The organism is Caballeronia sp. TF1N1 (assembly GCF_022878925.1).
Taxonomy (GTDB): domain Bacteria; phylum Pseudomonadota; class Gammaproteobacteria; order Burkholderiales; family Burkholderiaceae; genus Caballeronia.
This window is the reverse complement of the sequence record NZ_CP084628.1, coordinates 136,787-160,574: the sequence shown is the minus strand read 5'-3', so window position 1 is coordinate 160,574 and position 23,788 is coordinate 136,787. Positions and strand designations below refer to the sequence as shown.

23 protein-coding genes are annotated in these 23,788 nt (G+C 60.9%); 16 read left to right on the top strand and 7 right to left on the bottom strand.

Annotated elements, in window-relative coordinates:
• Window positions 1–285 precede the first annotated feature (285 nt).
• Together LDZ28_RS21555 and LDZ28_RS21550 are read left to right on the top strand one after the other, a co-directional pair.
• Entirely contained in the window at window positions 286–1,026 is a 741-nt protein-coding gene (locus LDZ28_RS21555; RefSeq protein ID WP_244830515.1) for a DUF4118 domain-containing protein, read from the top strand.
• Entirely contained in the window at window positions 1,023–1,949 is a 927-nt protein-coding gene (locus tag LDZ28_RS21550) for a carboxylesterase (RefSeq protein WP_244830514.1), read from the top strand. Before LDZ28_RS21555 ends, LDZ28_RS21550 begins: the two co-directional genes overlap by 4 nt.
• 30 nt (window positions 1,950–1,979) lie before the next feature.
• Here the strand turns inward: LDZ28_RS21550 and LDZ28_RS21545 are convergent, their stop codons facing one another.
• Window positions 1,980–3,104 carry a VIT1/CCC1 transporter family protein gene (locus LDZ28_RS21545; protein WP_244830513.1) on the bottom strand — a complete coding sequence of 375 codons (1,125 nt, stop codon included), beginning with the start codon at window positions 3,102–3,104 and terminating at the stop codon, window positions 1,980–1,982.
• 426 nt (window positions 3,105–3,530) lie between these two features.
• On the opposite strand from LDZ28_RS21545, the gene LDZ28_RS21540 reads away from it, so the two are divergent.
• The 6 genes from LDZ28_RS21540 (at window position 3,531) to LDZ28_RS21515 (ending at window position 10,535) form a co-directional block, all read left to right on the top strand.
• Window positions 3,531–5,015 (top strand): PAS domain-containing sensor histidine kinase, encoded by a 1,485-nt coding sequence (locus LDZ28_RS21540; protein WP_244831051.1) that lies wholly within the window; start codon window positions 3,531–3,533, stop codon window positions 5,013–5,015.
• The gene (locus LDZ28_RS21535) at window positions 5,000–6,379 is read left to right on the top strand and encodes a sigma-54 dependent transcriptional regulator (RefSeq protein WP_244830512.1); all 1,380 of its coding nucleotides are present in this window, start codon (window positions 5,000–5,002) and stop codon (window positions 6,377–6,379) included. The genes LDZ28_RS21540 and LDZ28_RS21535 overlap by 16 nt, the downstream gene beginning before the upstream one ends.
• 150 nt (window positions 6,380–6,529) lie before the next feature.
• A complete protein-coding gene (locus LDZ28_RS21530; protein WP_244830510.1) occupies window positions 6,530–7,333 on the top strand; it encodes a hypothetical protein in 804 nt (267 codons plus the stop codon).
• A 52-nt stretch (window positions 7,334–7,385) separates the two neighbouring features.
• Window positions 7,386–7,934: a hypothetical protein gene (locus tag LDZ28_RS21525; RefSeq protein ID WP_244830508.1), complete on the top strand. Its 549-nt coding sequence runs from the start codon at window positions 7,386–7,388 to the stop codon at window positions 7,932–7,934.
• A gap of 112 nt (window positions 7,935–8,046) precedes the next feature.
• On the top strand, window positions 8,047–9,285 hold the full coding sequence (locus tag LDZ28_RS21520; protein ID WP_244830506.1) for an MFS transporter: 1,239 nt from the start codon (window positions 8,047–8,049) through the stop codon (window positions 9,283–9,285).
• Window positions 9,282–10,535: an arsenic transporter gene (locus LDZ28_RS21515; protein WP_244830504.1), complete on the top strand. Its 1,254-nt coding sequence runs from the start codon at window positions 9,282–9,284 to the stop codon at window positions 10,533–10,535. The genes LDZ28_RS21520 and LDZ28_RS21515 overlap by 4 nt, the downstream gene beginning before the upstream one ends.
• A gap of 109 nt (window positions 10,536–10,644) precedes the next feature.
• On the opposite strand, the gene LDZ28_RS21510 is transcribed toward LDZ28_RS21515, so the two are convergent.
• Window positions 10,645–11,538, bottom strand: a complete 894-nt coding sequence (locus tag LDZ28_RS21510; RefSeq protein WP_244830503.1) for a LysR family transcriptional regulator — start codon at window positions 11,536–11,538, stop codon at window positions 10,645–10,647.
• Between the two features lie 106 nt (window positions 11,539–11,644).
• On the opposite strand from LDZ28_RS21510, the gene LDZ28_RS21505 reads away from it, so the two are divergent.
• Together LDZ28_RS21505 and LDZ28_RS21500 are read left to right on the top strand one after the other, a co-directional pair.
• Window positions 11,645–12,070 carry a cupin domain-containing protein gene (locus tag LDZ28_RS21505; RefSeq protein WP_244830502.1) on the top strand — a complete coding sequence of 142 codons (426 nt, stop codon included), beginning with the start codon at window positions 11,645–11,647 and terminating at the stop codon, window positions 12,068–12,070.
• Window positions 12,070–13,053, top strand: a complete 984-nt coding sequence (locus LDZ28_RS21500) for an aldo/keto reductase (RefSeq protein WP_244831050.1) — start codon at window positions 12,070–12,072, stop codon at window positions 13,051–13,053. The genes LDZ28_RS21505 and LDZ28_RS21500 overlap by 1 nt, the downstream gene beginning before the upstream one ends.
• 12 nt (window positions 13,054–13,065) lie before the next feature.
• On the opposite strand, the gene LDZ28_RS21495 is transcribed toward LDZ28_RS21500, so the two are convergent.
• Entirely contained in the window at window positions 13,066–13,770 is a 705-nt protein-coding gene (locus LDZ28_RS21495) for a hypothetical protein (RefSeq protein ID WP_244830501.1), read from the bottom strand.
• Complete coding sequence (locus LDZ28_RS21490; protein WP_244830500.1) at window positions 13,764–14,642, bottom strand: LysR substrate-binding domain-containing protein; 879 nt, start codon at window positions 14,640–14,642, stop codon at window positions 13,764–13,766. The genes LDZ28_RS21495 and LDZ28_RS21490 overlap by 7 nt, the downstream gene beginning before the upstream one ends.
• Before the next feature lie 100 nt (window positions 14,643–14,742).
• On the opposite strand from LDZ28_RS21490, the gene LDZ28_RS21485 reads away from it, so the two are divergent.
• Window positions 14,743–15,336, top strand: coding sequence for a LysE family translocator (locus LDZ28_RS21485; protein ID WP_244830499.1), 594 nt, complete (start codon window positions 14,743–14,745; stop codon window positions 15,334–15,336).
• Between the two features lie 36 nt (window positions 15,337–15,372).
• Here the strand turns inward: LDZ28_RS21485 and LDZ28_RS21480 are convergent, their stop codons facing one another.
• Window positions 15,373–16,728, bottom strand: coding sequence for an aromatic acid/H+ symport family MFS transporter (locus LDZ28_RS21480; RefSeq protein ID WP_244830498.1), 1,356 nt, complete (start codon window positions 16,726–16,728; stop codon window positions 15,373–15,375).
• A gap of 446 nt (window positions 16,729–17,174) precedes the next feature.
• On the opposite strand from LDZ28_RS21480, the gene LDZ28_RS21475 reads away from it, so the two are divergent.
• Window positions 17,175–17,936, top strand: coding sequence for a sugar phosphate isomerase/epimerase (locus LDZ28_RS21475; protein WP_244830497.1), 762 nt, complete (start codon window positions 17,175–17,177; stop codon window positions 17,934–17,936).
• Window positions 17,926–18,795 (top strand): alpha/beta fold hydrolase, encoded by an 870-nt coding sequence (locus LDZ28_RS21470; protein WP_244830496.1) that lies wholly within the window; start codon window positions 17,926–17,928, stop codon window positions 18,793–18,795. The genes LDZ28_RS21475 and LDZ28_RS21470 overlap by 11 nt, the downstream gene beginning before the upstream one ends.
• A 97-nt stretch (window positions 18,796–18,892) precedes the next feature.
• On the opposite strand, the gene LDZ28_RS21465 is transcribed toward LDZ28_RS21470, so the two are convergent.
• Complete coding sequence (locus tag LDZ28_RS21465; protein WP_244830495.1) at window positions 18,893–19,801, bottom strand: LysR family transcriptional regulator; 909 nt, start codon at window positions 19,799–19,801, stop codon at window positions 18,893–18,895.
• 94 nt (window positions 19,802–19,895) lie between these two features.
• Between LDZ28_RS21465 and LDZ28_RS21460 the strand changes: the two genes are divergently transcribed.
• From LDZ28_RS21460 to LDZ28_RS21450, 3 genes are all read left to right on the top strand, one after another.
• Window positions 19,896–20,669, top strand: coding sequence for a 3-ketoacyl-ACP reductase (locus LDZ28_RS21460; protein ID WP_244830493.1), 774 nt, complete (start codon window positions 19,896–19,898; stop codon window positions 20,667–20,669).
• A gap of 53 nt (window positions 20,670–20,722) precedes the next feature.
• Window positions 20,723–21,478 (top strand): alpha/beta fold hydrolase, encoded by a 756-nt coding sequence (locus tag LDZ28_RS21455; RefSeq protein WP_244830492.1) that lies wholly within the window; start codon window positions 20,723–20,725, stop codon window positions 21,476–21,478.
• 179 nt (window positions 21,479–21,657) lie between these two features.
• Complete coding sequence (locus tag LDZ28_RS21450; protein ID WP_244830491.1) at window positions 21,658–22,416, top strand: alpha/beta fold hydrolase; 759 nt, start codon at window positions 21,658–21,660, stop codon at window positions 22,414–22,416.
• A gap of 50 nt (window positions 22,417–22,466) precedes the next feature.
• On the opposite strand, the gene LDZ28_RS21445 is transcribed toward LDZ28_RS21450, so the two are convergent.
• Entirely contained in the window at window positions 22,467–23,696 is a 1,230-nt protein-coding gene (locus tag LDZ28_RS21445) for a GNAT family N-acetyltransferase (protein WP_244830490.1), read from the bottom strand.
• Window positions 23,697–23,788: the final 92 nt, after the last annotated feature.

Sequence of the window (23,788 nt, the reverse complement as noted above, 5' to 3'; positions counted from 1 at the left end):
GTATGCGTAATGTAATCCATCACGCGAAACGGCTTGCTAAGGGTCGCCTAAGTATCCAAAGCTTAGTATGGCCTTAATCATCGCGATCTCAGTCAAGGCTCATCGAAGCGAAAGATGGTGCGCGTCGCGGCTGGCATGTGGTGTGGTTTGTCGGACGGCGAAGCGCGCAACGGGTGCGCATGAATGACGTATTCAGACGCCGAGACGCACCATCCAAAACTCCGTGGAGTACGAGTGTTGAACAACGCAAGGAGCTGGGCGCCCAGAGGCGCCTGGCGCTATGGAGTGGCACTGGTCGCCGCGCTCGCTGCCTTCGGTGCGCGAGAGTTGATGCACCCCGTGCTGGAAGCGCACATGCCTGCACTTTTCTTCACGGTCGCGGCGGTCCTCGTGGGGTTCTTTCTCGGTATTGGTCCAGCCATACTCGTGGTGGCCATTGGCGTGCCTATCGCCGACTATTTTTTCGTACCACCCTATGCCAACTTCGGATACTTCGACAAAGAGGACGTGATTCTTTTCGTTGCTTTCCCAACGGCTACGCTTCTTTTCCTCTGCATGATCGAGTGGCTTAGACGCACTCAACACGAAGCCAGACTTTTTGCCGAAGTCGCGCGGTCCCGACATCAAATGCTTTTACGGTCCGACAAGCGTAGAAGAAGCGCGGAGGCGTCGCATTTGATTTCAGACCGATTGCTTCGTCAGTTCACGGACGAAAGCGCCGATATTCTATACATAGGGAAGGTTGGGTCGTCCTATGAGTACGTCAACGAATCGTTCGAAAAAGAACTTGCGCCGTTGGAAGGAGAATCGGCTTCATCGCGACTAATGGCGACATTTTCCGAAAGCGACGCGTCTACATTTGCCTCGGCCTTCGAACAATCGAGCGACGAGGTCACAAGAAGCTGGGTTGTCAGATTGCCTCGCCGTGATGTCGTTGGTTCCGATTTGACATGTCGCTTGGAGCGCTTTCCTACCTCGCACGGCGCGTATCTGATTTTGAAAGTTCCGCCCGAGTCTGTTGAATGAGCGCTCAAAACCTATTGATGCAGGATATCGTCCACGCCGCAAGCAGCCGAAATCATGCTGTCTTATTGCTTCATGGCTTGAGAAGCACGCCGCAGGAAATGGGTTATGTGGCCCGGGCGCTCGTCAAACAAGGCTTTGCCGTGCATGTCCCATACCTGCCCGGGTATGGACTTGGAACCGAATGCGGCACGTCCGTCGAGTGGCGCGAGCAGGTCAGGGCGCATTATCGAAAACTCGCGGGCGCGTATGGCAGCGTGTCGGTAGGCGGTCTTTGCATTGGCGCCACATTGGCGCTTGCGCTCGCCATAGAGGAGCCTGAAATTCTTGCGCTGTCGTTACTCTCCGTCACGCTCGACTACGACGGCTGGACCATTCCCTGGTATCACTGGATGCTAGGTCTCGCCTATAAAACACCGATCCGGAATTTCTACAGCTTGCGTGAGCGCTCGCCCTTCGGTTTGAAGAACGAGGCGCTAAGGGCAAAAGTGGCAAAGAGCATGCAGCGTCGAGGGGATTCCGAAATCGGCGCCGCCACTTTATCGATGCACCATATCTTCGAAGCCAAAGCCTTGGCGAAATACGTAACCAAAAACATCGCAAAGATCAGAGCAGATTGCCTGCTGATTCATGCAATAGACGACGACATCTCCACCACCGCGAACGCCGATCTCGTGTATCGCGGTATCGGTTCGACACGTCGACGCAAGATTTTCCTCGACGACTGCTATCACATCATCACGATGGACAATGAACGCGATCTGGTTGCTCGCGAAACGCATTATTTTTTTGAAGAGGCGGCCAAGCTGAAGAACGATGGCTTGAATGCAGTCTCTGTCGCGCGAGCGCAAGGAACGCGGCGTCAGGCTACCCACTCGCTCGCGGAATCTGGCGTCTTCGCGAAGTGGTTTCGCCGCGACCTTTGACGTGACGGTAATGTCCAGCTTTTGCTTCCATCACGACACCGCCACTCCCAGCGCGTGCCCGATGCCGAACGTGAACGCGGCAGTAGCCAGTCCCACGACAACCTGGCGCATCGCCGAGAAGCTTGCGCTGCGGCCATTGAAGAGCGACGTGAACATGCCGATAGCCACCAGCGCCAGCACACTGAAGCCGATGCACTGAACAATGGCGGTTGTGCCGGACGTCCACAGAAACGGCATCGTGGGAAAAATAGCGCCGGCGGCGAACAGACAAAACGACACGGCCGCCGCGGACCAAGGGTTGCCACCGAGTTCAGCCGGGTCCAGACCCAGTTCCTCGCGCACGAGCACATCCAGCGCCTTGTCCTTGTCTTGCATGATCTGCGCGGCCACGCGCCTCGCTTCTTCCACGCTCAGTCCTTTCGCCTTGTAGATGAGCGTCAACTCGTGTTCTTCCGATTCCGGGCTGTGCTCGAGTTCGTTCTCTTCCTTCGATACCTGTGCCTGCGCAAGCTCGCGTGCATTGGTCACCGAAAGCCATTCGCCCAGTGCCATCGAACAGGCGCCGGCAATCAATCCGGCAAGCGCGGTCAGCAGGATGGCCTTGTTGCCCGTGCCAGCGCCCGCCACGCCCATGATCAGGCAGAAGTTCGAGACGAGGCCGTCGTTGGCGCCGAGCACGGCGGCGCGCAAGTCGTTGCCGGATGAAACGCCGCGATGCCACGACTCGCCTTGCGCGATGTCCGCGCCTTGCGACGCCGCGGGCATGCCCGAGTTCGCCATTGCCTGCACGACGCTCGCATGTCGTTGCTCGTCTTCCGACATGCGTGCGGTGTCCGGATTGCCCGCGTACTTGTTGCGGTCGGCAAACTCCGCAGCCGCAATCGACGGAAGCACGAAGCGCGGTCCGAGCAAATGGACGAGCGCTTGCATGAGATAAGTCTTGGCATTGAAACCGGAAGGCGCCTTTTTTCCGTTTGCCCTGAGTTTATCGGCCCACACGAGTGCATGCATTCGTTCGGATGCGGCGAGTTCGCTAAAGACTTCGCTCCGAGAGCGGTCTTGTTCCACGCGTGACAGCGTCTCGTAGATCGCGGCGCTGTGAAGTTCATCGGCGAGGTTTGCCCGAAATTTTCTGAGTTCTTGTGCGGAAGCCATGTCGTTTCCCATCGCGCGCACTTCTTGCCTTTCGCATGGAGGCGCGCAAAAAATATTCAAGCGACTCTCATCTCAGATGAGAATAAAAACACTTCTAACTCTGCTCACGGTTTTGCGAGCCCAGATGCACAAACGGGCGACCAGCCTTTGAAGGATGGTCGCCCGAATGGGAAATCGAACTGCATGATCGATGGAACAAAGATGCGGTAAGCCCGTTGCGTCAACGCTGCGTCATGCCTCGACGAGACACGTGCTGCGCTACCGTATCACGAAGTTGGGAGGAGCGATTCACTGCACCACACAAATATGCCGCAAAAACGAAAGCATTCGACATCGTCATCCAATGCTTGAACAATCGCTTCCCGATCCAAGCTAGGCGAGATACTTGCTTACAAGAGCGCCAACCCATTCAGTCTCCCTATCTTGATGCCGCGACCGTCGTTCTCCGCTCAGCTCTTTGCGCTCTGGATACTCGTGGCGGTCCTCTGCGGGCTGCTCACGGCCGCCGTGTGGCTCATGCTTTCCTCGGCGCTCGGCGAGCGCGTCACCGCCGCGAAAAGCCAGGCAACCGCAGCCTGCACGGCGGTCGCATCGCGCTATGACTTGTCGATGCAACGTCCCGGCGAAACCAATCTCGATCTCATGCACGCGGTCCTCGACCTCGTGCTGATCCGCACCGATGGCATCGAAGGCGGCTTCTGGACCGCGGCTCCTGCAAAGGGCGCACCGAACGGCTTTCTCGCGTACGCCTTTCCCACGTACGAAGGCAGCGGCGTGAAGCGCGATGTCCCCGAGGCCGAAACGCCGCTCATTCTGCGAACGCTAGAAAATGCGGCGAGCGCGAGCCAGATGCAAGAGGATGTCGTGTCGAGCGGCGGCGATGCCGTGGTCGCCGTCGCGTGTCCCGTGCCGCGCCATACAGGCCTCTTTGCGTGGATGCTGACGCGCGCGCATCCACCGCTCGGGCCGTATGGAGAGCGTGCCGCGAGCATTCTCGCGGGCGTGCTTACCATCATCGTCGTGCTTGCGCTCTTTCTTGCGCTGGCCCTCAGGCGCTGGAAACGCAACCTCACGCGGCTCGAACAGGCGCTTGCGCCAGCGGGCGCGTTCGAGCAAGGCAAGCGGCTGGAACGGCTCGGCGAGCAGGACCTGGATCAGATCGTCGCGGCGCTCAATCGATACGTCGAACGCGCCGAGCGCCTGCAGCGCGAAGCGAACGCACTGAGCACACAACTCGCGCAGGCGGAGCGGTTCAGCACGCTGGGCAAGATGGCCGCGCAGATCGCGCACGAAATACGCAACCCCGCAGGCGCCATGCGTCTGAAAGCGGAAAACGCGCTTGCTGGCGACGCCACGCGCCGCGGAGCCGCGTTGAAGACGATCATCGAGCAGGTGGGCCGCATCGAATCACAGGTGACGAGCCTGCTTGCCCTGACGCAGCCCGTGACCATCGACGCGCGCGCGGTCGACCCGCACGTCTGGCTCGCGGAGATCGTGCAGTCGCATGAGTCGCGCGCGCAATGCCGGGACGTCTCCCTGCACGCGGAGGTCGAGACAGGCGCGACCCAGCCCGTCTTCGATCCCGCGCAACTGGCGCGCGCGCTCGACAACCTGGTGGTCAACGCGTTGCGGCATGCGCCGCCGGGCGGACACGTAACGGTGCGCGTGCATGGCGCACAATGTGCGCAGGGCAAACGTCTGCGAATCGAAGTCATCGACGATGGTTCCGGCGTGAACGTGGCCGAACGAGAGCGCATTTTCGAGCCGTTCGTGACGGGGCGCCCCGACGGCTCGGGGCTCGGTCTTGCCGTGGTTCGTGAGATTGCATCGGCGCATGGCGGGCGCGCCTTTCTTGCGGAAGATTCCAACGTGACGCGCTTTGTGATCGATTTGCCATGGCGACCATACTGATCATCGACGACGACGACGCCTTCCGCGAAGGCCTCGCCGAAACCGTTCAGGACTTGGGTCATACGCCGCTCGAAGCGCGCTCCGGCGAGGCGGCGTTCGAGCGGCTGCGCGAGCACGACACCCCCGGCTGCATCTTTCTCGACTTCCGGCTGCCCGGTGCGGACGGTCTCTCGGTTCTGGAATCGCTGCGCGAGAACGCAGACCTTCGACGCGTGCCTGTGGCAATGCTCACCGCGCACGCGACGAGCGACAACACCATCGGCGCAATGCGGCTCGGCGCGTTCGAGCATTTAACCAAGCCCGTCGGCCGCGACGAGATCGCCGCGTTGCTCGAACGCATGCTCGCCGCGCACGCCGATGCGCCCGCCGCCGCGTCGCCAGCATTCGCCGACGAAGCGCGGTCGCGCGAGCCGCAGTTGCTCGGCATCAGCGAAACCATGCGCGACGTGCAAAAGCGTCTTGGCCGCGCGGCGGGCACGAGTTCGACCGTGCTCATCACCGGCGAAACGGGCACGGGCAAGGAAGTGGCGGCGCACGTGCTGCATCGCGCGTCGGCGCGCGCCGGGGGACCGTTCGTCGCCGTGAACTGTGCGGCGATTCCAGCGGACTTGCTCGAGAGCGAGCTCTTCGGGCATGGCAAGGGCGCGTTCACTGGCGCGCATGCGCAACGGCGCGGGCGCTTCGAAGAGGCGCACGGCGGCACGCTGTTCCTCGATGAAGTGGGCGACATGCCGCTTGCCATGCAGGCGAAGCTCTTGCGCGTGGTTCAGGAGCGCCAGGTCACGCCGCTCGGCGCGAATCAAACCATAGCCGTCGATGTGCGCATCGTGGCCGCAACGCATCGCGACCTGCCGGCCATGGTCGCGGCAGGTACGTTCCGTCAGGATTTGCTGTACCGGCTCGACGTGATTCCGCTGCATATGCCGCCTTTGCGTGAACGCGTCGCGGACATCTTGCCGCTCGCGGAGCACTTCCTCTCGACGCTCGCGGCATCGCCGGAAACGCGCAAGCATCTGTCATCCGATGCACAACGTCTGCTGGTCACCTTCGGCTGGCGCGGCAACGTCCGTGAACTCGCCAACGCCGTGGAAAGGGCGAGCGCGCTTGCGCCCGGCGCACTGCTCACGCGCGATGACTTCGCCTTTCTCTTCGATACCGCCGCCAGCGTCAACGACGCCATTCCCGCCAGTCTCGCCGAACTGCCGCTCAACGACGCGCTCGCGCAACTCGAACGGGCGCTGATCGTCCGTGCACTCGCACTCGCCGATGGCCATCGCGCAGAAGCCGCGCGCAGGCTCGGCATCAGCCGCCAGTCGCTCTATACGCGTCTGGCGAACGTCGACTCTTCCAATTCCGGCGACTGAGCAAACGGCGAGTGTCAAGCAACCGGACTGCGTGTGTCCGATTCCTTGACACCATGGTCGCGTGACATGGCGTTGCCCATAGGCTGCAAGGGGTCGAGGCTCATGGCATAGGGCTTGCAAAAGACTGCGCACCTAGTGGAGGAGTGAGTCATGCAATCGACCTCGAAGTATCCCATTCAACTCAACGCTGTTCGCGTGTTCGGCGCGGCGGCTTGTGCCGCTTTGCTCGTGACTAGCACGGGCTGCGTCGCTCAGACGCAAGCCGCGGCGACACCCGTTGCGCCACCGGCAGCGGCGCCCGTCGTACCGCCGCCGGTTGCCGCCGCGCCCGCACCGACTGCCATGCCCGCGCCGCCGCCTGGTCAGGCTCCGCTCGAATCAGCCGACGCCGGCACGGCAGTGGACACACGGGCCACGGTGGCCCGCTTCCTCACCAACCCGGATGGCGACGTCGACGGCTTTCTCACCGACGACGGCGCGCTCGTGCGCTTTCCGCCGCATATGAGCGCGCAGCTTGTCTCCGCGATGCGTCCCGGCGACAGCGTGCAAATCAGCGGCTTGCGCGATGCGGGCGGCAATCTCAAGGCACAACGCATCGCGGATTCGAGAAGCGGCCAGCAACTCGTCGATACGCCGCCGCTTCCGGGCGCGCAACCCATGCCGCGTGAATTGCGTGGCGCGGGGCTCGCGCATCTGAGCGCACAGGGGCAAGTGGCCCATGTCACGACCGCTCCGCGCGGCGAACCGGACGGCGTGATTCTCGCGGATGGCACCGTCATCAAGCTCACGCCTCCGGTCGCGCAGCAGTTTCCGAGTCTTGTCCACACGGGCGCGAAGGTATCCGCGCAAGGCTATGGCACGCGCAATCAGTACGGCACCGCGCTTCAGGCAACGGCATTCGGCGCACCGGGAAAACTCACGCGGCTTTATGACCGCGCTCCGGCCAACCCTTGAAGCTGCCGGTTACAAGCGAACTTTCATCGACATCTGAACGAGGAATCAAAACATGCATTGGATCGACCCTGACAGCCTTCCCGAAACGCGTGGCACCGTGACGCGCTTCCTTCTGAATCCGCACGGCGAACTGGATGGCTTCGTGCTCGGCGCCCGTCATGCGCGGCAGGTTCATTTTCCGCCTCATCTGTCTCGCCAGATCGCGCGGCAAATCGCCGTGGGCGATGAAGTCGACGTGCGTGGCGTGAAGCCGCGCGGAGCGGACATGATCGCGGCGGTCGCGCTCGTGACGAAGACGGGCAAGGTCATTCTCGACGAAGGCCCGCATCGCGATGGCAAGCCGCATGAGAAGCCGCACGTCGAGCGCGAGCCGATCGACGCGAGCGGTGAAGTGGTGCTCTCGCTCTTCGGTCCGAAGGGCGAGTTACGCGGCGCATTGCTCGACGATGGCACGTCGTTGCGCATGCCGCCGCATGCCGCCGCCGAACTGGTCGCGTATCTGACTCCGGGCGCGCATGTCCAGGCGTGGGGGCATGGCGTCAAAAATCGTCATGGCTGCACGATCGAAGTGGACGAGATCGCCGAACTGATCGACGCGTAAAGCAAGCACGACGAGGAGAGCGACATGCTGAGTTGGGTGCATTTCGGGGATCTGCACGCTTCATTCGACGATGGTTACCAAAGCCTGAACCACCTGAAGAGGTGATCGCCCAATGAATCCTCTCTACGCGCTGGAAGGCCTGAACTTCTTCATGGCCGATGTGCAAGCCGGCATCGGACCATTTCTCGGGGTCTTTTTGCAGGCTCAGGGCTGGCATACGGATGCTATCGGAACCGTGATGACGCTCGGCGGCATTGCGGGGATGCTCGCGACCTCGCCAGCGGGCGCACTCGTCGATGCCACGCGTTACAAGCGCGGCCTGATCGTCGTGGCAGGCGTGATGACGACGCTCGCCTCGCTCGTGCTATGGGTATCGCACGATTACTGGATGGTCGCCGCCTCGCAGATCCTCACTGCGGTGACGGGCGCGGCGCTCGGTCCGGCGGTGGCTGGCGTCACGCTCGGCATGGTGCGCGAACGCGGTTTCGACCGGCAGTTCGGGCGCAACCAGGTGGCCAATCACGCAGGCAATGTCGTGGCTGCGGCGCTTTCTGGGTGGCTCGGCTGGCGTTTCGGCTTCGGCGCGGTGTTCGTGCTCGCGGGCTTGTTCGGCGCGATGACCGTGATCTCCACGCTTCTGATCCGGCGAGATTCGATCGATCACGATAGTGCGCGCGGGCTCGGCGCTTCGTCCTCGAAGGAGCGCGAGCGCGAGCACGCGAGCGGCTTTCGCATGCTGCTCACGTGCAAGCCGTTGCTGCTGCTTGCCGCTTCACTCGCGATGTTCCACCTCGGCAATGCGGCGATGTTGCCGCTCTATGGCCTTGCCGTCGTCGCGGCACACAAGGGCGATCCAAGCGCCTTTACCGCGCAAACCATCGTCATCGCGCAACTCGTGATGGTGGCCGCCGCGTTTTTCGCAAGCCGGATCATTCAACGTATCGGTTACTGGGGCGTGATTCTCATCACCTTTCTTGCACTGCCGCTGCGCGGTCTGGTCGCGGCGATGTTCATCAACGCCTGGGGCGTGTGGCCCGTGCAGGCGCTGGACGGCATCGGCGCGGGGCTGCAAAGCGTGGCCGTTCCCGCGCTCGTCGTGCGCTTGCTGCAAGGCACGGGGCGCGTGAATGTCGGGCAGGGCGTGGTGATGACCGTGCAGGGAATCGGCGCGGCGCTCAGTCCGGCGCTCGGCGGCATGCTCGCCCAGCACTTCGGTTATAAGGTTGCGTTTCTCGTACTCGGAGCCGTGTCCATCGGCTCGCTCTTGTTATGGCTATTCTTTGGCAGCGCGCTCAAGAAGGCATGCGGCATCCATCGCGATTCTGCCAACGAACCCTCTCTCGCTACATGAATCCGATTTTTCTCTCCTGGGGCATCGGGCTTGCCGCGACTGCCGGCGTCATCCTGCGTCCCTTCAAATGGCCCGAGGCGATCTGGGCGGTCACGGGCGCCGTGTTGCTCGTCGCGCTCGGGTTGCTACCGCTGAATCTCGCGTGGCAGGCGATAGGCAAGGGAAGCGACGTCTACCTGTTTCTCATCGGCATGATGCTGCTGTCGGAACTCGGCAGGCGCGAAGGCCTGTTCGACTGGATCGCGGTGCTTGCCGTGAACCATGCCAAGGGCTCGCCCCGAAAGCTCCTTTTGCTCGTGTATCTCGTCGGTGTCGTGGTGACGACGTTCCTTTCGAACGATGCCGCCGCCGTCGTGCTCACGCCCGCTGTTTTCGCTGCGGCGAGGAAGGCGCATACGAAGCCGTTGCCGCTCTTGTACGTGTGCGCGTTCATCGCCAACGCGGCGAGCTTCGTGTTGCCGATTTCGAACCCGGCGAATCTCGTGCTTTACGCGAATCACACGCCCGCGCTGGGCTCGTGGATTGCGCGATTTGCCTTGCCTTCGGTGTTGTCGATCGTTGCGACGTATTTCATGCTGCGCTGGACGCAGCGTGACGAACTCGCTGGCTCGTGCGCTCGCGATCTGAACGTCGAACCGCTCAGCGCGAACGGCAAAGTGACGCTCGCGGGCATCGGCGTCACGGCGGTGGCTCTGCTCACCGTCTCCGCGTTCGACATGCAACTTGGCCTGCCCACCGCGATCCTCGGCGTCGGCACCGCTTTGGTGGTGCTCATGAAAGAACGTCAATCTCCGGTCGAGCTGATGAGCGAGATATCGTGGAGCGTGCTGCCGCTCGTGGCTGGCCTCTTCGTGCTCGTGGAGATGCTGGCGCATACGGGCGTCGTCGCGGCGCTTTCGCATTTGCTGGCGCTCGCGTCGCAGCAGAATCAGACCGTGACGGCGGCGGTGTCGGGCGTGGTCATCGCGCTCGGCAGCAACGCCATCAACAACTTGCCAGCGGGTCTCATTGCAAGCGCGACCGTGCTGCAAGCACATAGCCCCGAACGCGTGATCGATGCGTTGCTGATCGGCGTGGACCTCGGTCCCAATCTCTCGATCACCGGTTCGCTGGCGACCATTCTCTGGCTCTCGTCCATCCGGCGCGAAGGCGAGGAAGTGAGCTTCATGCAGTTCCTGAAGGTCGGTGCGATCGTCATGCTGCCCGCGCTCTTATTGAGCCTCGGCGCGCGGCTCTTAGTCGGAAATTGAGCTCAGGCATTCGAAGACAAACAATGAGCAGCGCGTGGCTAGTCACGCTCCGCACGAGCAGCCGCTCAACCTCGACTGACCGAGTTCGGGCACACGGGTCGCCGCGAACCTACACGCCGCGACGCAGCGCATCGGCAACGACGACGAACGCAGGAGTCGGCTGACGTCGGCTGGGATAGTAAAGATGAAAGCCTGAAAACGACGGGCACCAGTCGGGCAGCACCCGCAAGAGCGCACCGCTGTCGATCTGCGATAAGACCCGCTGTTCGGGCACGAAGGCGAGGCCCACTCCCGCAAGCGCGGCTTTCACGGCCATCGTCGCGCTATTGAAGACGAGTTGTCCCTCCACGCGCACGTTCAACTCGCGTCCGCCTTTCTTGAACTCCCACGCATAAATGCCGCCGGCCGTCGGCAGCCGGATGTTGATGCAGTTATGCGTCGTCAGGTCTCGCGGCGTCTTCGGCTTCGGATGCGCGGCGAAATAGTCGCGCGTGCCGACCACGGCCATGCGCACGTCGGGACCGATGCGCACCGCAACCATGTCCTTGGCCACTTGCTCGCCGAGCCGCACGCCCGCATCGAGCCTCTGTTCGACGATATCCGTGAGCCCGTTGTCGATGACGAGTTCGATCGTGATGTCCGGATAGTCGGGCAAAAGCCGTTCTATCACCGGCCATAGCAGCATTTCCGCCGCGTGTTCTCCAGCAGCGATGCGCACGGTGCCCGCCGGCGTATCCCGCAAGGCGGTGAGCGCGCTTAGTTCGACCTCGATCTCATCGAGCCTGGGGCCGACCGACTGGATCAGCCGTTCGCCAGCTTGAGTCGGCGATATATTGCGTGTCGTTCTGGTCAGGAGGCGAAGGCCCAGCCGTGCTTCGAGATTGCGCACCGTCTGACTCAGCGCAGACTGCGAAACGCCAAGCTTCGCGGCCGCCTTCGTGAAGCTGCCCTCGCGGGCGACAGCGAGAAACGCGGTGATATCGGACAGATCGGAACGTGCCATGATGATTTATAAGCCTGGCTTCTAACTTCATGCCGATTTTAGCTCTTTATCGCAGGAAGTCGCGTTGCTACATTGAACGTCGAGACAACTATTGCAAGGAACGCACATGCGGATCATCGAATGCGGCTCGCAGTCCTCGGCGACGGGCCCAGCTGAATATTTCACCGGAACGGTGAGGATCGACGCGCCGTTTGCGGGCGACGAACCCGCGCGCATCGGCGGCGCAACGGTGACGTTCGAACCAGGCGCGCGCACCGCGTGGCACACGCATCCGCTGGGTCAGACGCTGATCGTGATCGCGGGCCGCGGTTGGGTGCAGCGCGATGGCGGACCATTGGAGGACATCAGAGCGGGCGACATCGTCTGGATTGCGCCCGGAGAGAAGCACTGGCACGGCGCGACCGCCACCACGGCAATGACGCATATCGCCATTGCCGAGAAGCTCGACGGCAGTCCCGTCGACTGGATGGAAAAGGTCACGGACGAGCAGTATCGCGGCGGCGTGCCGGCAAACGACGAAGGAGTCGCATGATGAACCGACGTATTCTCGGGAAGAGTGGTCTCGAAGTATCGGCAATCGGCCTTGGCTGCATGGGACTGAGCTTTGCCTACGGCCCTGCAGCGGAGAAGGCCGATGCGATCGAACTCATCCGCTCTGCCTTCGAGCAAGGCGTGACTTTCTTCGATACAGCCGAAGCCTATGCGCAAGGCGCGAACGAAACACTGCTAGGCGAGGCACTTGCGCCGTTCCGCGATCAAGTCGTGATTGCAACGAAGTTCGGTTTCGAGGGCGGCGACGTGCAGAAGGGCGTCAACAGCAAGCCGGACAACATTCGCGCGGTGACGGACGCGGCGCTCAAGCGGTTGCGCACGGATCGCATCGACTTGCTTTATCAGCATCGCGTCGACCCCGAGGTGCCAATGGAAGATGTCGCCGGCGCCGTGAAGGACCTGATTCAGGAAGGCAAGGTCAGACATTTCGGCATGTCGGAAGCGGGCGTCGAGTCCATTCGCCGTGCGCACGCCGTGCAACCGGTTGCGGCTTTGCAAAGCGAATATTCGCTATGGTGGCGTGAGCCCGAGAAAGAAATCCTGCCGCTGCTCGAAGAACTCGGAATTGGCTTCGTGCCGTTCAGTCCGCTCGGCAAGGGTTTTTTGACGGGCGCAATCGACGCGAGCACTGGTTTCGATCAAACCGATTTTCGCAATGTCGTCCCGCGTTTCTCGGAAGAAAATCGCAAGGCAAATCAGGCGCTGGTCGACGTGGTCAAGCAGATCGCCACGAGTCTGAACGCGACGCCCGCGCAAGTCGCGCTCGCGTGGCTGCTCGCGCAAAAGCCGTGGATCGTGCCGATTCCCGGCACGACGAAGCTGCATCGACTGAAGGAAAACATTGGTGGTGCTTCCATTGAATTGACGGCGGACAATCTGCGCGATATCGATACGCGGCTCGCGAATGTAACCGTACAGGGTGAACGCTATCCCGCACATTTGCAGGCGCGTGTCGGCAAATGAATCGCCTGCCGATCAGCCAAGCCGATGCCATCGACCCGTCTCCGGGCACACATCGGCTGGCGCGCCTTCAAACCACACTTGCTCGTCATCCAGTTGCGACGAGCTCGCGCCATCCACATCGAACTCCACTTGCAGTGCTTGTGCCACGCAGGCGTTTTCGATCGGAAGTTCCCAGCTCAGGAACACTTGAACATAGTCCTCGTCGGGCGCGAAGTCGGACACGTTGAAGCTTTCGCTATCGCGTTGAATGACGCCATGAGGCTGGCCCGTATCGAAGATCATGGCGGTTCCACGTGTCAACGGAATGCGATGACTCGCAGCGGGGAAATGCACGTCCAGACCCTCTTCTTCGCTCAGAAAGAGATTGCAAAAGGCCGCGCCGCCATATTGCGCTCCGTCATGATGGTATCTCGCGCCACGACAGGCCATGAGCGCTATGTCGCTGGCGGCGAGCACGCCGGGTAGTCCGAGCGCGTTGGTCCAGTCGACGATAGCTCGCACGCAGTGCTTGTAGTCCGTCCAGCGCGCGCGAGTTCGCGCCAATGGCATGACCTCGACATCGCCGGGTTCGAGAACGAGCCGCGACGTCGCTTCTCTCTGCCAATCGGCGATGAGACTTGCAGGCGGCTCGGGCAAGTCGAGTGTGGTCGACAAAACGATGTCGCTCACGCGTCGGCTGCGGATGGCATCGCCGCTATAAAAAAAGGAAGTCAGCATGTCTCGAACGGGAAGGCGACATCCTCGCGCATCGACTCGCGCACGCACGTTGCAAACTCCAGCGCGGCAGGCTGGATCGATTGCGGCAATTGCAGACAGATGGCGAATGGCGGAAGGGCAGGCAAGCCGGCCTCATGATGCGCAAGCCTTTCGAGGTCGGTGGGTACGGTAAAGCCGAGCCATGCGGTGATCGCAAGGCCCGCCCGGACGGTGGCTGCGGTCGCCTCGATGTTGCCGCTCTCGAACACCGTGCGCCAAGCGATGCCTTCGTCCGCGAGCGCGCGCAGCACCATCGGACGGAAGGCACAGCGTTCGTCGACCATCGACAGCGGCAATGGGCGCTTGCGCCACGCGTCACTGCCGCGGCCCGTCACCCACACGAGCGGCTCGATGCGGATCACTTCGCCTTCGGCCTCGCTCGCAACGTATTCGACGAGCGACACATCCACCAGACCGCTGTTCAACGCGTTGCGCAGTTCGCGTGATGCGCCGCATACCAGCGAAATTTCCACGTGCGGATGAGCATCGGCGAACGATTTCATCGCGGGCGCGAGCGCGGTGACGAGGTCGTAGGGCACGCCAACGCGAAGGCTGCCGCTTAACGACTGCCCGGTCATGTCGGACCAAATATCGTCGTTGAGCCGCATCAACTGGCGCGCCTTCACGAGGAACTGTTCACCCTTGCGTGAGAGTTCGAGCTTGCGCGTCTTGCGCACGAACAAGAGGCAGTCGAGCAAGTCTTCAAGCCGTTTGACTTGCTGGCTGATGGCGCCTTGCGTCATGTGCAGCCGATTCGCGGCAACGGTCATGCTGCCGCTGTCGGCCACGGTGACGAAGGTGCGGATGAGATCGAGATCGAAGTTTCGAGGCATCGACGCATTATGCATCGTAATGCGTGCCATCAAGATTTTTGGTTTTGCTGATGCGTGGGCGATCAGTAGAGTGCAAGTCTCGATACCCGCACGCATGTTCATGGCCTCCCTCAACCTCCCGCTTTTTCTCTTCGCAGTCGTCGCGACCATCACGCCCGGCGGCGCCACTACACTTGCCACCGCGTCTGGCGCGCGCTTCGGCTTCATGCGCTCGATCCCGTTGATGCTCGGCATCGCCATCGGTCTTGCCGTGCTCGGCGCGTTCGCCGCACTCGGGCTTGCCGGTATCTTGCTGGCGATGCCCGCGCTGCAAACCGCCGTGAAAGCGCTTGGTTCCGCGTACTTGTTGTGGCTGGCATGGCGCGTCGCCCGAAGCGGACCGCCGAATGAGAACAGCGGTCCCGCGCGGCCGGTCACGTTGATCAACGGCATGCTGCTCTTGTGGCTCAACCCGAAAAGCTGGGCGATGACCGTCGGCGCCGCGGCGTCCTTCGCGCTAGCAGCGGACAGTCCCAACCGGCTTGCGATTCTCCTCGGCGCGGCCTTCGGCGTTGCGGCATGCGGGTCGCTCGTATTGTGGTGCGCGCTCGGTGCATTGCTTGCACGGTTGCTTAGAACGCCGCGTCATTGGTGCGTGGTCAATCTTGCGATGGGTTTGCTGCTGGCCGCATCCGTCTTGTCGATCTGGAGATGACGACGCAGCGCCTTCGGCCAGCAGCAGAGCCCATCATCAATGCATGGTGGCGTCGCGCAACACCGGCGCTGCGTTCCCCCGGCCGCGGCCTTGGACATACGCAGCGACGATGGCAATGGCAATCGGCACCGTCAAAAAGAGGAACAACTGCCCGAAGTTCCACTTGAAGCTCAGAAGCACCGCACCGACCGACGCACCGGAGATGGCACCGAAGCGGCCGATGCCCGTCATCCAGCTCGTGCCTGTCGCTCGAATCTCCGTTGGGTAGTAGCTCGCGGCCATCGCCGTCCAGCCGGTGTTCGTGGAGTTCGTGCAATAACCGAGCAGGAACACGAGCGTGATGAGACCGGCTAGCCCGACGTTCATCTGCGACACCGCCACCGTGAAGACGAGCGCCCCGAATAGTGTCGCGATCATGACCTTGCGTGAATCGAAGCGATCCATCTCCCAGCCGATGACGATGTTCCCGAGCGTGCCGCCCACTTGCATCATCGCGCCGACGAGCGCCGCATCAGCCAGCGAGAAGTTGTTGTCCTTGACGATAATCGGCAGCCAGCTGTTCAGGAAGTAGACCGTCATCAAGTTCATGAAGAGCCCGACCCAGAGCGCGAGCGTGACCGTGGTATGCGGTTTCGACACGATGAGGCGAATCACGCCCTTGCCGGCGTGTTCGCGTTCGGGCGTCACGAAGTCGGTCGAACCGATTACCGTGCCGGGCTGAATTTCGTTGATGATCTTCGCAAGCGCCGTGCGTCCCTCGTGCTTCAGAGCTAAAAACTTCGCGGATTCCGGCAAAACGAAGAACAGCAGAACCGCGAAGAGAAGCGGCACGATGCCGCCGACGACCAGTATGGAATGCCAGCCGTGAGTCGGCACGAGATAGCTCGAGAGGAAGCCGCCGCCCGCCGCGCCAAGCGTGAAGCCGCAATAGATGACCGTCACCATGACCGAACGATGCTTCTCCGGCGCATATTCGGAAGCAAGCGTCGCGGCGTTCGGCTGCGATGCGCCGAGGCCGAGTCCAGTCAGAAAACGCATCACCGAAAGCACTTCGATGTTCGGCGACCAGGCCGAGGCGAGACTCATCACGCCGAAGAAGACGACCGCGGCGATGATGACCTTGCGACGGCCGAAGCGATCGGCCAGCGGACCTCCCGTCAGCGCGCCGATCGCGAGGCCGAATAGTCCCATGCTCAACACTGGCCCGAGCGCGGCCCGGCTGATCTTCCAGTCGGCGATGAGCGCGGGTGCGATGAATCCCATCGCGACCACATCGAAGCCATCGAGAATCAGGACGACGAGACCCAGCAAAAGGATCTTCCAATGAAAGCCGCTGAATGGCCTCGTATCCAGGAACTGCTGGACGTTCAATTGCTTTACCGCACTGCTCATCGCTGTCTCCTAGTGTCGTGATTGTTGCGACGCTGCCTCAAGCAGACGACGCATGTATTCGATGCAGTCGACGATGGCCTTCTCATCGTCCTCATGGAACGCGAATGAGCGCATGTCGAGGCTGCGTCTTTATCGAAGCGATGCTCTCTGTTTAAAGTTTCAGCAATTGGAAGTCAACGATTTTTATCCATGAGTTCTTGTATGGAAACAAACGAGGGTTTTTCCCGAAGTACCTGCTGTCCTATTGGTTCGCGCTTCACGTGTTTTTTCCGGAGAAAAGACGCCAAATCTCATGAGCAGCAAGATAGACTGCTTGTTCCTTTAAGGAAACACGTTCACAATTGAGTTCATTCCAACTTCGGCTTGAGGAAGGCATGCAAAAACTCGCGCGATCCTTTGGAGGCAGCACCTTCTCATTCATGTGGGAAGAGACGGCGCTTGGCGCCATGCGAAAGATGCAGGAGATCGGCCTGAACGACTTCGATGCGTTGGTCGTACCCGGTCATCTTTGGCCGGATGAACTATCCGCTGCCGATAGATCGAGTCTTGCCGGTACGCTGCGAAGCGAAGGCCTTCGGATCGAATCTTTGAACCTGCCTGCGCTCGATCTGAATCTGGTAAGCCGGGTCGAGCCGTTCAGGCAATACTCCATCGATCTCTACATCGACACGATGCAACTCGCTTCGGACTTGGGCTGCGGGGCAATCGTCGTCGTGCCGGGCAGGGTGTCTTCGCTCTTTCCTCCGCCGAAAAAGGACACCGAGCTTCTGCTGCGCGATAGCCTGGAGCAGCTTCTACGCGTGGCGGAACGTCTCGATCAGAAGCTTTACGTCGAGCTTCATCCGCAAACGCCTGTTCCCACGACCGCCGCTATGCTCGCCTTTTTCGATGCTCTGCCGCACGAGAGGCTCCTGATCGCCTATGACGTGTCCAACGCCGAGTTCGTTGGAGAAGATCAGGCCGATGCAGTCAGGCAATGCGCGGCACGCCTTGGCCAGTTGCACTTGTCCGACGGCACACGCAGTCAATGGCGCCACGACCGCGTGGGTTTGGGCTCGGTGCGCTTCGACGAGATCCTCAAGGCTCTTAACGACGTGGACTTCTCCGGTGTCCCGGTTCTGGAGATCATTTCTTCGACGCCACTGGACGATCTGTGCGCGTCCGCGCAGAGCCTGAGCGGTACGCAGGAGCGTCACCATGACCGATGACAACACGTCGCTGCGCTCCCATCGCCTGCATGATGCTCGGCTGGCTTACCGGCGTAGCGGAACGCCCGACGGCAGGCCGACGCTGCTCTTGCTGCACGGATGGCCGCAAACCTCATGGGCATGGCGGCGCGTCATGCCGCTGTTGAGCCGTGACTTCGATGTCATCGCGCCGGATCTTCCGGGCTTCGGCGATTCCTCGAAGCCCGAGTCCGGTTTCGACAAGAAGACCATCGCTCGCAGATTGCATGATCTGGTCGAAGCGCTCGGCGTGAGGCAAGTGGCTATCGTCGGGCACGATCTCGGCGGGCACGTGGCCTATGCATATGCCGCTCAGTGGCCGGATGCGGTCAGTCACTTCGTCTTCGTCGAGAGCAGTCTTCCGGCATTCGGGCAAGAAGAGGCCATGGACGTTTCGCGCGGCGGTAGCTGGCATTTTGGCTTCAACATGGCCGGGGATATTTCAGAGTCGCTCGTGAGCGGCCGCGAGTTTCTGTTCGTCGATCACTTCGTGCATCGGGAGACGGTCGGCGTGTTCGATGCCGACTCGATCAGCCGCGACGACATTGAAGTCTATGCGCGCGCATTGGCGCGACCCGGCGCTTTGCGCTGTTCCTTCAGCTATTACCGCACGCTACCGCTCGATAGAAAGGACAACGCGGTCTGGGGACGCTCGCCGCTTCAGACGCCGTGCCTCGCCATCGGCGCGCAATGGGGATACGGACCGGCATCGGCCCACACGTTGCGTCGCGTGGCATCGAACGTGACGGAGAGGCTTATCGACGATTGCGGTCATTACGTGCCGGAAGAAAGACCTGCGGAATTCGCCGATGCCGTGCGGCAGTTCGTTCTTCAAAGATAGCGCACTGTCCGTTGCGCGCCTATCGATGGATTGGATAAGGCTTATCGAGCTGGCTTTATGGACACCACTTCACTATCTGCCGATACTCGACTCAAGGTTACGATGACGTCGAATCTTCGAGAAAGAGATCTGCCACGACGGAACGCAGCCATCGATGCCCCGCGTCGTGATGGTTACGCGAATGCCAATGCTGTTTCACCACATAAGCCGAAAGATCGAACGGCAACGCGAACGATCGAATCGATTTTTCGTTGAGCATGAGTACGGCAAGTCGTGATGGGATCATCGCGACGAGATCGGTGCGAGCCGCAATTTCAGCAACGCCGAGGTAACTGGGTACTTCGAGCATGACCCTTCGCGTGAGACGCATCTCTCGCAAGACACGGTTGAGAATGGAGTGACCCGTGCCCGATGGCGTAACCGCGATGTGTCCTTCCGCCAGGAACTCGGCGACACTCGGCCGGCTGCTAAGTCTTGGATGATCCGCGGCGATGATGCCGATATACGTTTCTTCCATCAGCCGTTGTTGATAGAAGCCTTCGTTGAGTTGAGGCATGTAGCCGATAGCAAGTTCGACTTCGCCAGTCTGCATCAAGCCAGCCGTTTCGTCGGCGATATGACTTATCGTCAGTTTGACCTCGGGCGCAATCGAACGTAGCCGGTTGAGCCAGCGAGGCAGCAACACGTTCTGTGCAACGTCGGTCAATGCCACATGAAAGTCGCGATTGGCCAGTGCGGGGTCGAATTGGGTCTGGTACTTCGAGACGACCTCGAACGACGCAAGCAGGTCGAGCACTCGTCCGTAGAGGTCGGTGGCAAATGGCGTGGGTTCCATCCCATGAGGGAAACGCACGAAGAGTGGATCGCGATAGTGCTCGCGCAGCTTAGAAAGATTGAACGAGATGGTCGGTTGCGAGAGACCGAGGTTGACTGCCGTCTGCGAGACGCTGCCCGTCTTGTAGGTCTCCGCGAAGACGGTGAGCAGCTTGACGTCGATGTCTGACATTGTCTTTATCCGATCGATAGGTTCGAAGCACCGGACGAGATTAGCATTCGAAACCGATGGTCGACGAACAACATGAACCAGCCAGGGAGATTGCATGAAGCGTAACGCGCCAGTCGCGATGGTCACAGGCGGTCGAAGAGGCATTGGCCGAGGCATTGTCTGGCATCTCGCGGATGCCGGATTCGACATCGTCATCAACGATCTGTGCGATGACGACGCCATGCAGGAAACCATCGCGGGAGTCGAAGCAAGAGGCCGCAAATGGGCGATGGCGCTAGGCGATATCGCCGAGCTGAACGAGCAGGACGACCTCGCTGAGCGCGCGTGGTCCGCGTTCGGACGCATCGACACGCTCGTCAATAATGCTGGCGTGTCCGTGCTTTCGCGCGGTGACCTGCTCGATGTCTCGGTCGAAAGCTACGATCGCAATCTCGACATCAACCTGCGCGGTCCCTTCTTTCTGACGCAGCGGATTGCGCGTCGAATGCTGAATGAGCCTGATTCGAGTTTGTATCGATCCATCGTGTGCATTTCATCGACGAGCGCGGAAACCGTCAGCATTAACCGTGGCGAATATTGCATCTCCAAAGCGGGCGTCTCGATGATGGTCAAGCTCTTCGCCACGCGTCTTGCCGAGCATGGCATCGCGGTTCACGAGATTCGTCCCGGCATCATTCGCACCGACATGACGTCGGTTTCGGCGGCCAGTTTCGACGAACGCATACGTGATGGACTTACGCCGATTCGCCGATGGGGCACGCCCGACGACATCGGACGCGCGGTCGCGACGCTTGCCATCGGAACGTTCGCCTTCTCGACGGGAAGTGCCTTCGAGCTCGACGCCGGGATGCATATGAATCGCTTGTAGACCAGCGTGCATCGACATCACTCGCGATTAAACACATTCCCAGGAGCGCGCATATGAAGCAAACCATCGTGTTGATACACGGCGCATGGCATTGGGGCGGTTGTTTTCAGAAGGTGGCCACGTTGCTTGCAGCGCGCGGACACTGCATCATCCACCCGGACTTGAAATCGCACGGATTCGATCCCGCAACCTACGATCAAGTCGAAGACATGGCCGACTACACGGCGTCCGTTGCCGCGTTGCTCGAAAGCGCGCACGAGCCTTTTGTGTTGCTAGGACATAGCATGGGGGGCGTGTCGCTCACTTATCTTGCCGAGAAATATCCGGAGAAGATCAGCAAGCTCATCTACCTTGCCGCGTTCATGACGCCGCCGGGTAAATCGGCGAATGATTACCTTCTATCTGAAGGCTATACGAACGATCCTTCGGTCAAAGCGCTCTTCGAGATTGTGAATGCAACGCCTGATGGCAAGGGCGTAGCGTTGAACGTCGATGACGTTCGTAGAGTGCGGTCGTCGTTCTATGGTGATTGCAGCGATCGGGACGTGGCCGTGGCCGCGGCCAACGTTGCCCGCATCAATGCCACGGCGCCTTACGCTGCGCGGATCGACACGACGAAGGAGCGTTATGGATCGATTCCGCGAGTCTTCATCGAATGCACGAAGGACCTCGCTCTTCCAATCGCGCAACAACGGCTGATGCAAGCCGACGTGCCGGGCGCCGAGGTCGTGACCATCGAGACCAGCCACTCACCATTCTTCTCGCAACCCGCGCAGCTTGCGGAAATCATCGGCGCGGCAATTGGCTAAGGCTTAAGCGTTCGCTTCTCAATTGATGCAATAACTCGATCCGGAGTATGCAGATGTTTTCAGAAGGACAATTCTCCCCAGACGTTCTCCCCGACGGATTCCGGCATGACGCAGACGTTGTCGGAGACGTGAAACTGCATTACGTGACCGGCGGAAGGCCCGTTGGTACAGCGCCAATCATGCTTCTGATCCATGGCTTCCCGCAGAACTGGTGGGAATGGAGCCGCGTGCTCCTGCCGCTCGGCGAAGACTTTACTTTGATCGTCCCTGATCTTCGAGGCGTGGGCTTCTCGGACAAGACGGAAGCGGGCTACACGAAAAAGCAACTCGCGGCAGACCTCTTCGGTCTGGTGAGGAAATTCGGCGACGAGCCGCCCCATGTCGTCGGTCACGATATCGGCGCGATGGTCGCTTACGCCTTCGCATGGCAGTTTCCCGTGCGTTCGCTCACCGTGCTCGACGCGTCCATTCCGGGCATCGGCGATTGGGATGAGATCGCATCGAGTCCCTTGCTCTTTCACTTCTCGTTTCATCAGAAGCCGTTCCTGCCGGAAGCCCTGATTTGCGGTGGCCGTGAGCGTATTTATATCAGCGCATTCATCAACGATCGAACCGATAACCCCGCTGCCATATCGGCACGCGACATGGACGAATATGTGCGTGCCTATATGCATCCCGGCGCGTTCCGGGCGGCGATGGAGATGTATCGGCAATTCCCTCAGGATGTCATGGATAACCGCGCGGCGGCGCGGTTGCCGGCAAGCGTCCCGGTTCTCGCGTTGGGCGGCGAGAAGCGTTGGGGCCCGCACATGGTCAGCCGAATGAGCGCCGTCGCCGACAACGTGCGCGGCGGTTCGCTGCCCAAGTGCGGACATTTTCTCGCCGAGGAACAACCCGAATTGCTCGTCGCGGCGCTGAGAGAATTTTGCGAGCACTGACGAGCGCTGCGCGCTCGCAGCCGGTGAGCTAGCGCGATCGCGCTAGCTCACTACGCACTCATTCGCGAGCGCGTGAGACCTGCAACGCTTTTCCCCGGCAGCGAGGACGGAAACTTTGCCAAGTCGGCATCGGCTGGCTGAACCGATCCTTGCGCCTCGCTGCCATTCGCTCGCGACGCCTTCCACTCGGCAAGCTTCTTCAAGCAATCTTTCGCAAGGAAAGCGACTCGTCCCCACGGGGAGAGCGCGAGTTCGAAACTCGTGTTCTGAAGAACGTTGCCGCGACTCCAGTAAGCCTTGAAGGGTTCCGATCCGACGCCGAAATCGAGATCCATCTGGTTCTCCCATGCCCACTTGACGCAGCGCTCCATCATGATGGCGCCGGGCGAGAACTTGGAGAAGCTCGGATCGAAACCCGCGATCAGACCACTTGCGCAAGTCAGCGCCAGTCCGACCATGTTGGCGCACACCGGTACATTGTCGAGGGTCATCACGAACATCAATGCCAACGACTTCCCACGGCTTCCATCGAGCAGATCGACCAGATAGTCGCGGTATCCCTCCGATTGCAGCCACGGGCCGTCCTTGCCGTTTCGTTCGGCCCATTGCCGCTTTTGCGCAAGCATCCAATCGACCCATTTGCGATGCTCGCTCACATCCCGAGCGTCGAGCACCTTGATTTCGAGCGCACCCTCTTTCATGAAGCGGCGCTCCAGCGCGCCGGGCTTTTTCTTCGACAACGTAGAGAGCGTTTTGCAATACGCCGTCCAGTCGGGTTCCTGGCGCAGGAGCGCCAGAGCCGAGATGTCCTGTCTGGCTACGACGAGACCGCCGTGCCCCGACGCAAGACGGTCGAGCCGCGTGCCTTTGCTCACGTAGGGAATCGAGAACAGATCGATGCTGCTTCCCTTGCTGGCGGCCTGCCACGCAGCTTCGATAGCCGCTTCCGATCCGGTCGGTGCGAGGATGCTCGTATGGTCGGCCGTTCCCGATGCCAGCGGCTCGAGGATCGTCCAGAGCGAGCGTCGACGGCGCACCAGAGGCCAGACGAGCACGAGTTCTCCGCGCTCCCGATATACGATGCAATGCAAGCTACCGCCACGCGGCTTGGCTACTCGCGTCCAGCAGAGCCAGCAAACGTCGAATGACTGGTAATGATGTCCGCCTATACGGGACCATAGCGAGTTCCATTCGTCGCGGAGTGCAAGAAAGTTTTCCGGATCGCTGATGATGCTGATGCCAGTCTGCTGGCGTGTTGCATTGCCGTTCAGTCGCTGCATAACGTTGGCCGAATTGTTATTTTGGATTTACCGCTGCCATGTGCTTCCTTGCGGAAAACACAGACCCCGTTCTCTATGAAATGCTCGAGCGC

What these genes read in the sequence shown, in the direction of transcription:
- LDZ28_RS21445 (WP_244830490.1), bottom strand. Translation starts at nt 23,696, where the DNA reads ATGCAGCGACTGAACGGCAATGCAACACGCCAGCAGACTGGCATCAGC.
- LDZ28_RS21515 (WP_244830504.1), top strand. Translation starts at nt 9,282, where the DNA reads ATGAATCCGATTTTTCTCTCCTGGGGCATCGGGCTTGCCGCGACTGCC.
- LDZ28_RS21470 (WP_244830496.1), top strand. Translation starts at nt 17,926, where the DNA reads ATGACCGATGACAACACGTCGCTGCGCTCCCATCGCCTGCATGATGCT.
- LDZ28_RS21455 (WP_244830492.1), top strand. Translation starts at nt 20,723, where the DNA reads ATGAAGCAAACCATCGTGTTGATACACGGCGCATGGCATTGGGGCGGT.
- LDZ28_RS21520 (WP_244830506.1), top strand. Translation starts at nt 8,047, where the DNA reads ATGAATCCTCTCTACGCGCTGGAAGGCCTGAACTTCTTCATGGCCGAT.
- LDZ28_RS21485 (WP_244830499.1), top strand. Translation starts at nt 14,743, where the DNA reads ATGGCCTCCCTCAACCTCCCGCTTTTTCTCTTCGCAGTCGTCGCGACC.
- LDZ28_RS21465 (WP_244830495.1), bottom strand. Translation starts at nt 19,801, where the DNA reads ATGTCAGACATCGACGTCAAGCTGCTCACCGTCTTCGCGGAGACCTAC.
- LDZ28_RS21525 (WP_244830508.1), top strand. Translation starts at nt 7,386, where the DNA reads ATGCATTGGATCGACCCTGACAGCCTTCCCGAAACGCGTGGCACCGTG.
- LDZ28_RS21550 (WP_244830514.1), top strand. Translation starts at nt 1,023, where the DNA reads ATGAGCGCTCAAAACCTATTGATGCAGGATATCGTCCACGCCGCAAGC.
- LDZ28_RS21500 (WP_244831050.1), top strand. Translation starts at nt 12,070, where the DNA reads ATGAACCGACGTATTCTCGGGAAGAGTGGTCTCGAAGTATCGGCAATC.
- LDZ28_RS21495 (WP_244830501.1), bottom strand. Translation starts at nt 13,770, where the DNA reads ATGCTGACTTCCTTTTTTTATAGCGGCGATGCCATCCGCAGCCGACGC.
- LDZ28_RS21475 (WP_244830497.1), top strand. Translation starts at nt 17,175, where the DNA reads ATGCGAAAGATGCAGGAGATCGGCCTGAACGACTTCGATGCGTTGGTC.
- LDZ28_RS21460 (WP_244830493.1), top strand. Translation starts at nt 19,896, where the DNA reads ATGAAGCGTAACGCGCCAGTCGCGATGGTCACAGGCGGTCGAAGAGGC.
- LDZ28_RS21535 (WP_244830512.1), top strand. Translation starts at nt 5,000, where the DNA reads ATGGCGACCATACTGATCATCGACGACGACGACGCCTTCCGCGAAGGC.
- LDZ28_RS21545 (WP_244830513.1), bottom strand. Translation starts at nt 3,104, where the DNA reads ATGGCTTCCGCACAAGAACTCAGAAAATTTCGGGCAAACCTCGCCGAT.
- LDZ28_RS21540 (WP_244831051.1), top strand. Translation starts at nt 3,531, where the DNA reads ATGCCGCGACCGTCGTTCTCCGCTCAGCTCTTTGCGCTCTGGATACTC.
- LDZ28_RS21510 (WP_244830503.1), bottom strand. Translation starts at nt 11,538, where the DNA reads ATGGCACGTTCCGATCTGTCCGATATCACCGCGTTTCTCGCTGTCGCC.
- LDZ28_RS21480 (WP_244830498.1), bottom strand. Translation starts at nt 16,728, where the DNA reads ATGAGCAGTGCGGTAAAGCAATTGAACGTCCAGCAGTTCCTGGATACG.
- LDZ28_RS21530 (WP_244830510.1), top strand. Translation starts at nt 6,530, where the DNA reads ATGCAATCGACCTCGAAGTATCCCATTCAACTCAACGCTGTTCGCGTG.
- LDZ28_RS21505 (WP_244830502.1), top strand. Translation starts at nt 11,645, where the DNA reads ATGCGGATCATCGAATGCGGCTCGCAGTCCTCGGCGACGGGCCCAGCT.
- LDZ28_RS21490 (WP_244830500.1), bottom strand. Translation starts at nt 14,642, where the DNA reads ATGCCTCGAAACTTCGATCTCGATCTCATCCGCACCTTCGTCACCGTG.
- LDZ28_RS21450 (WP_244830491.1), top strand. Translation starts at nt 21,658, where the DNA reads ATGCTTCTGATCCATGGCTTCCCGCAGAACTGGTGGGAATGGAGCCGC.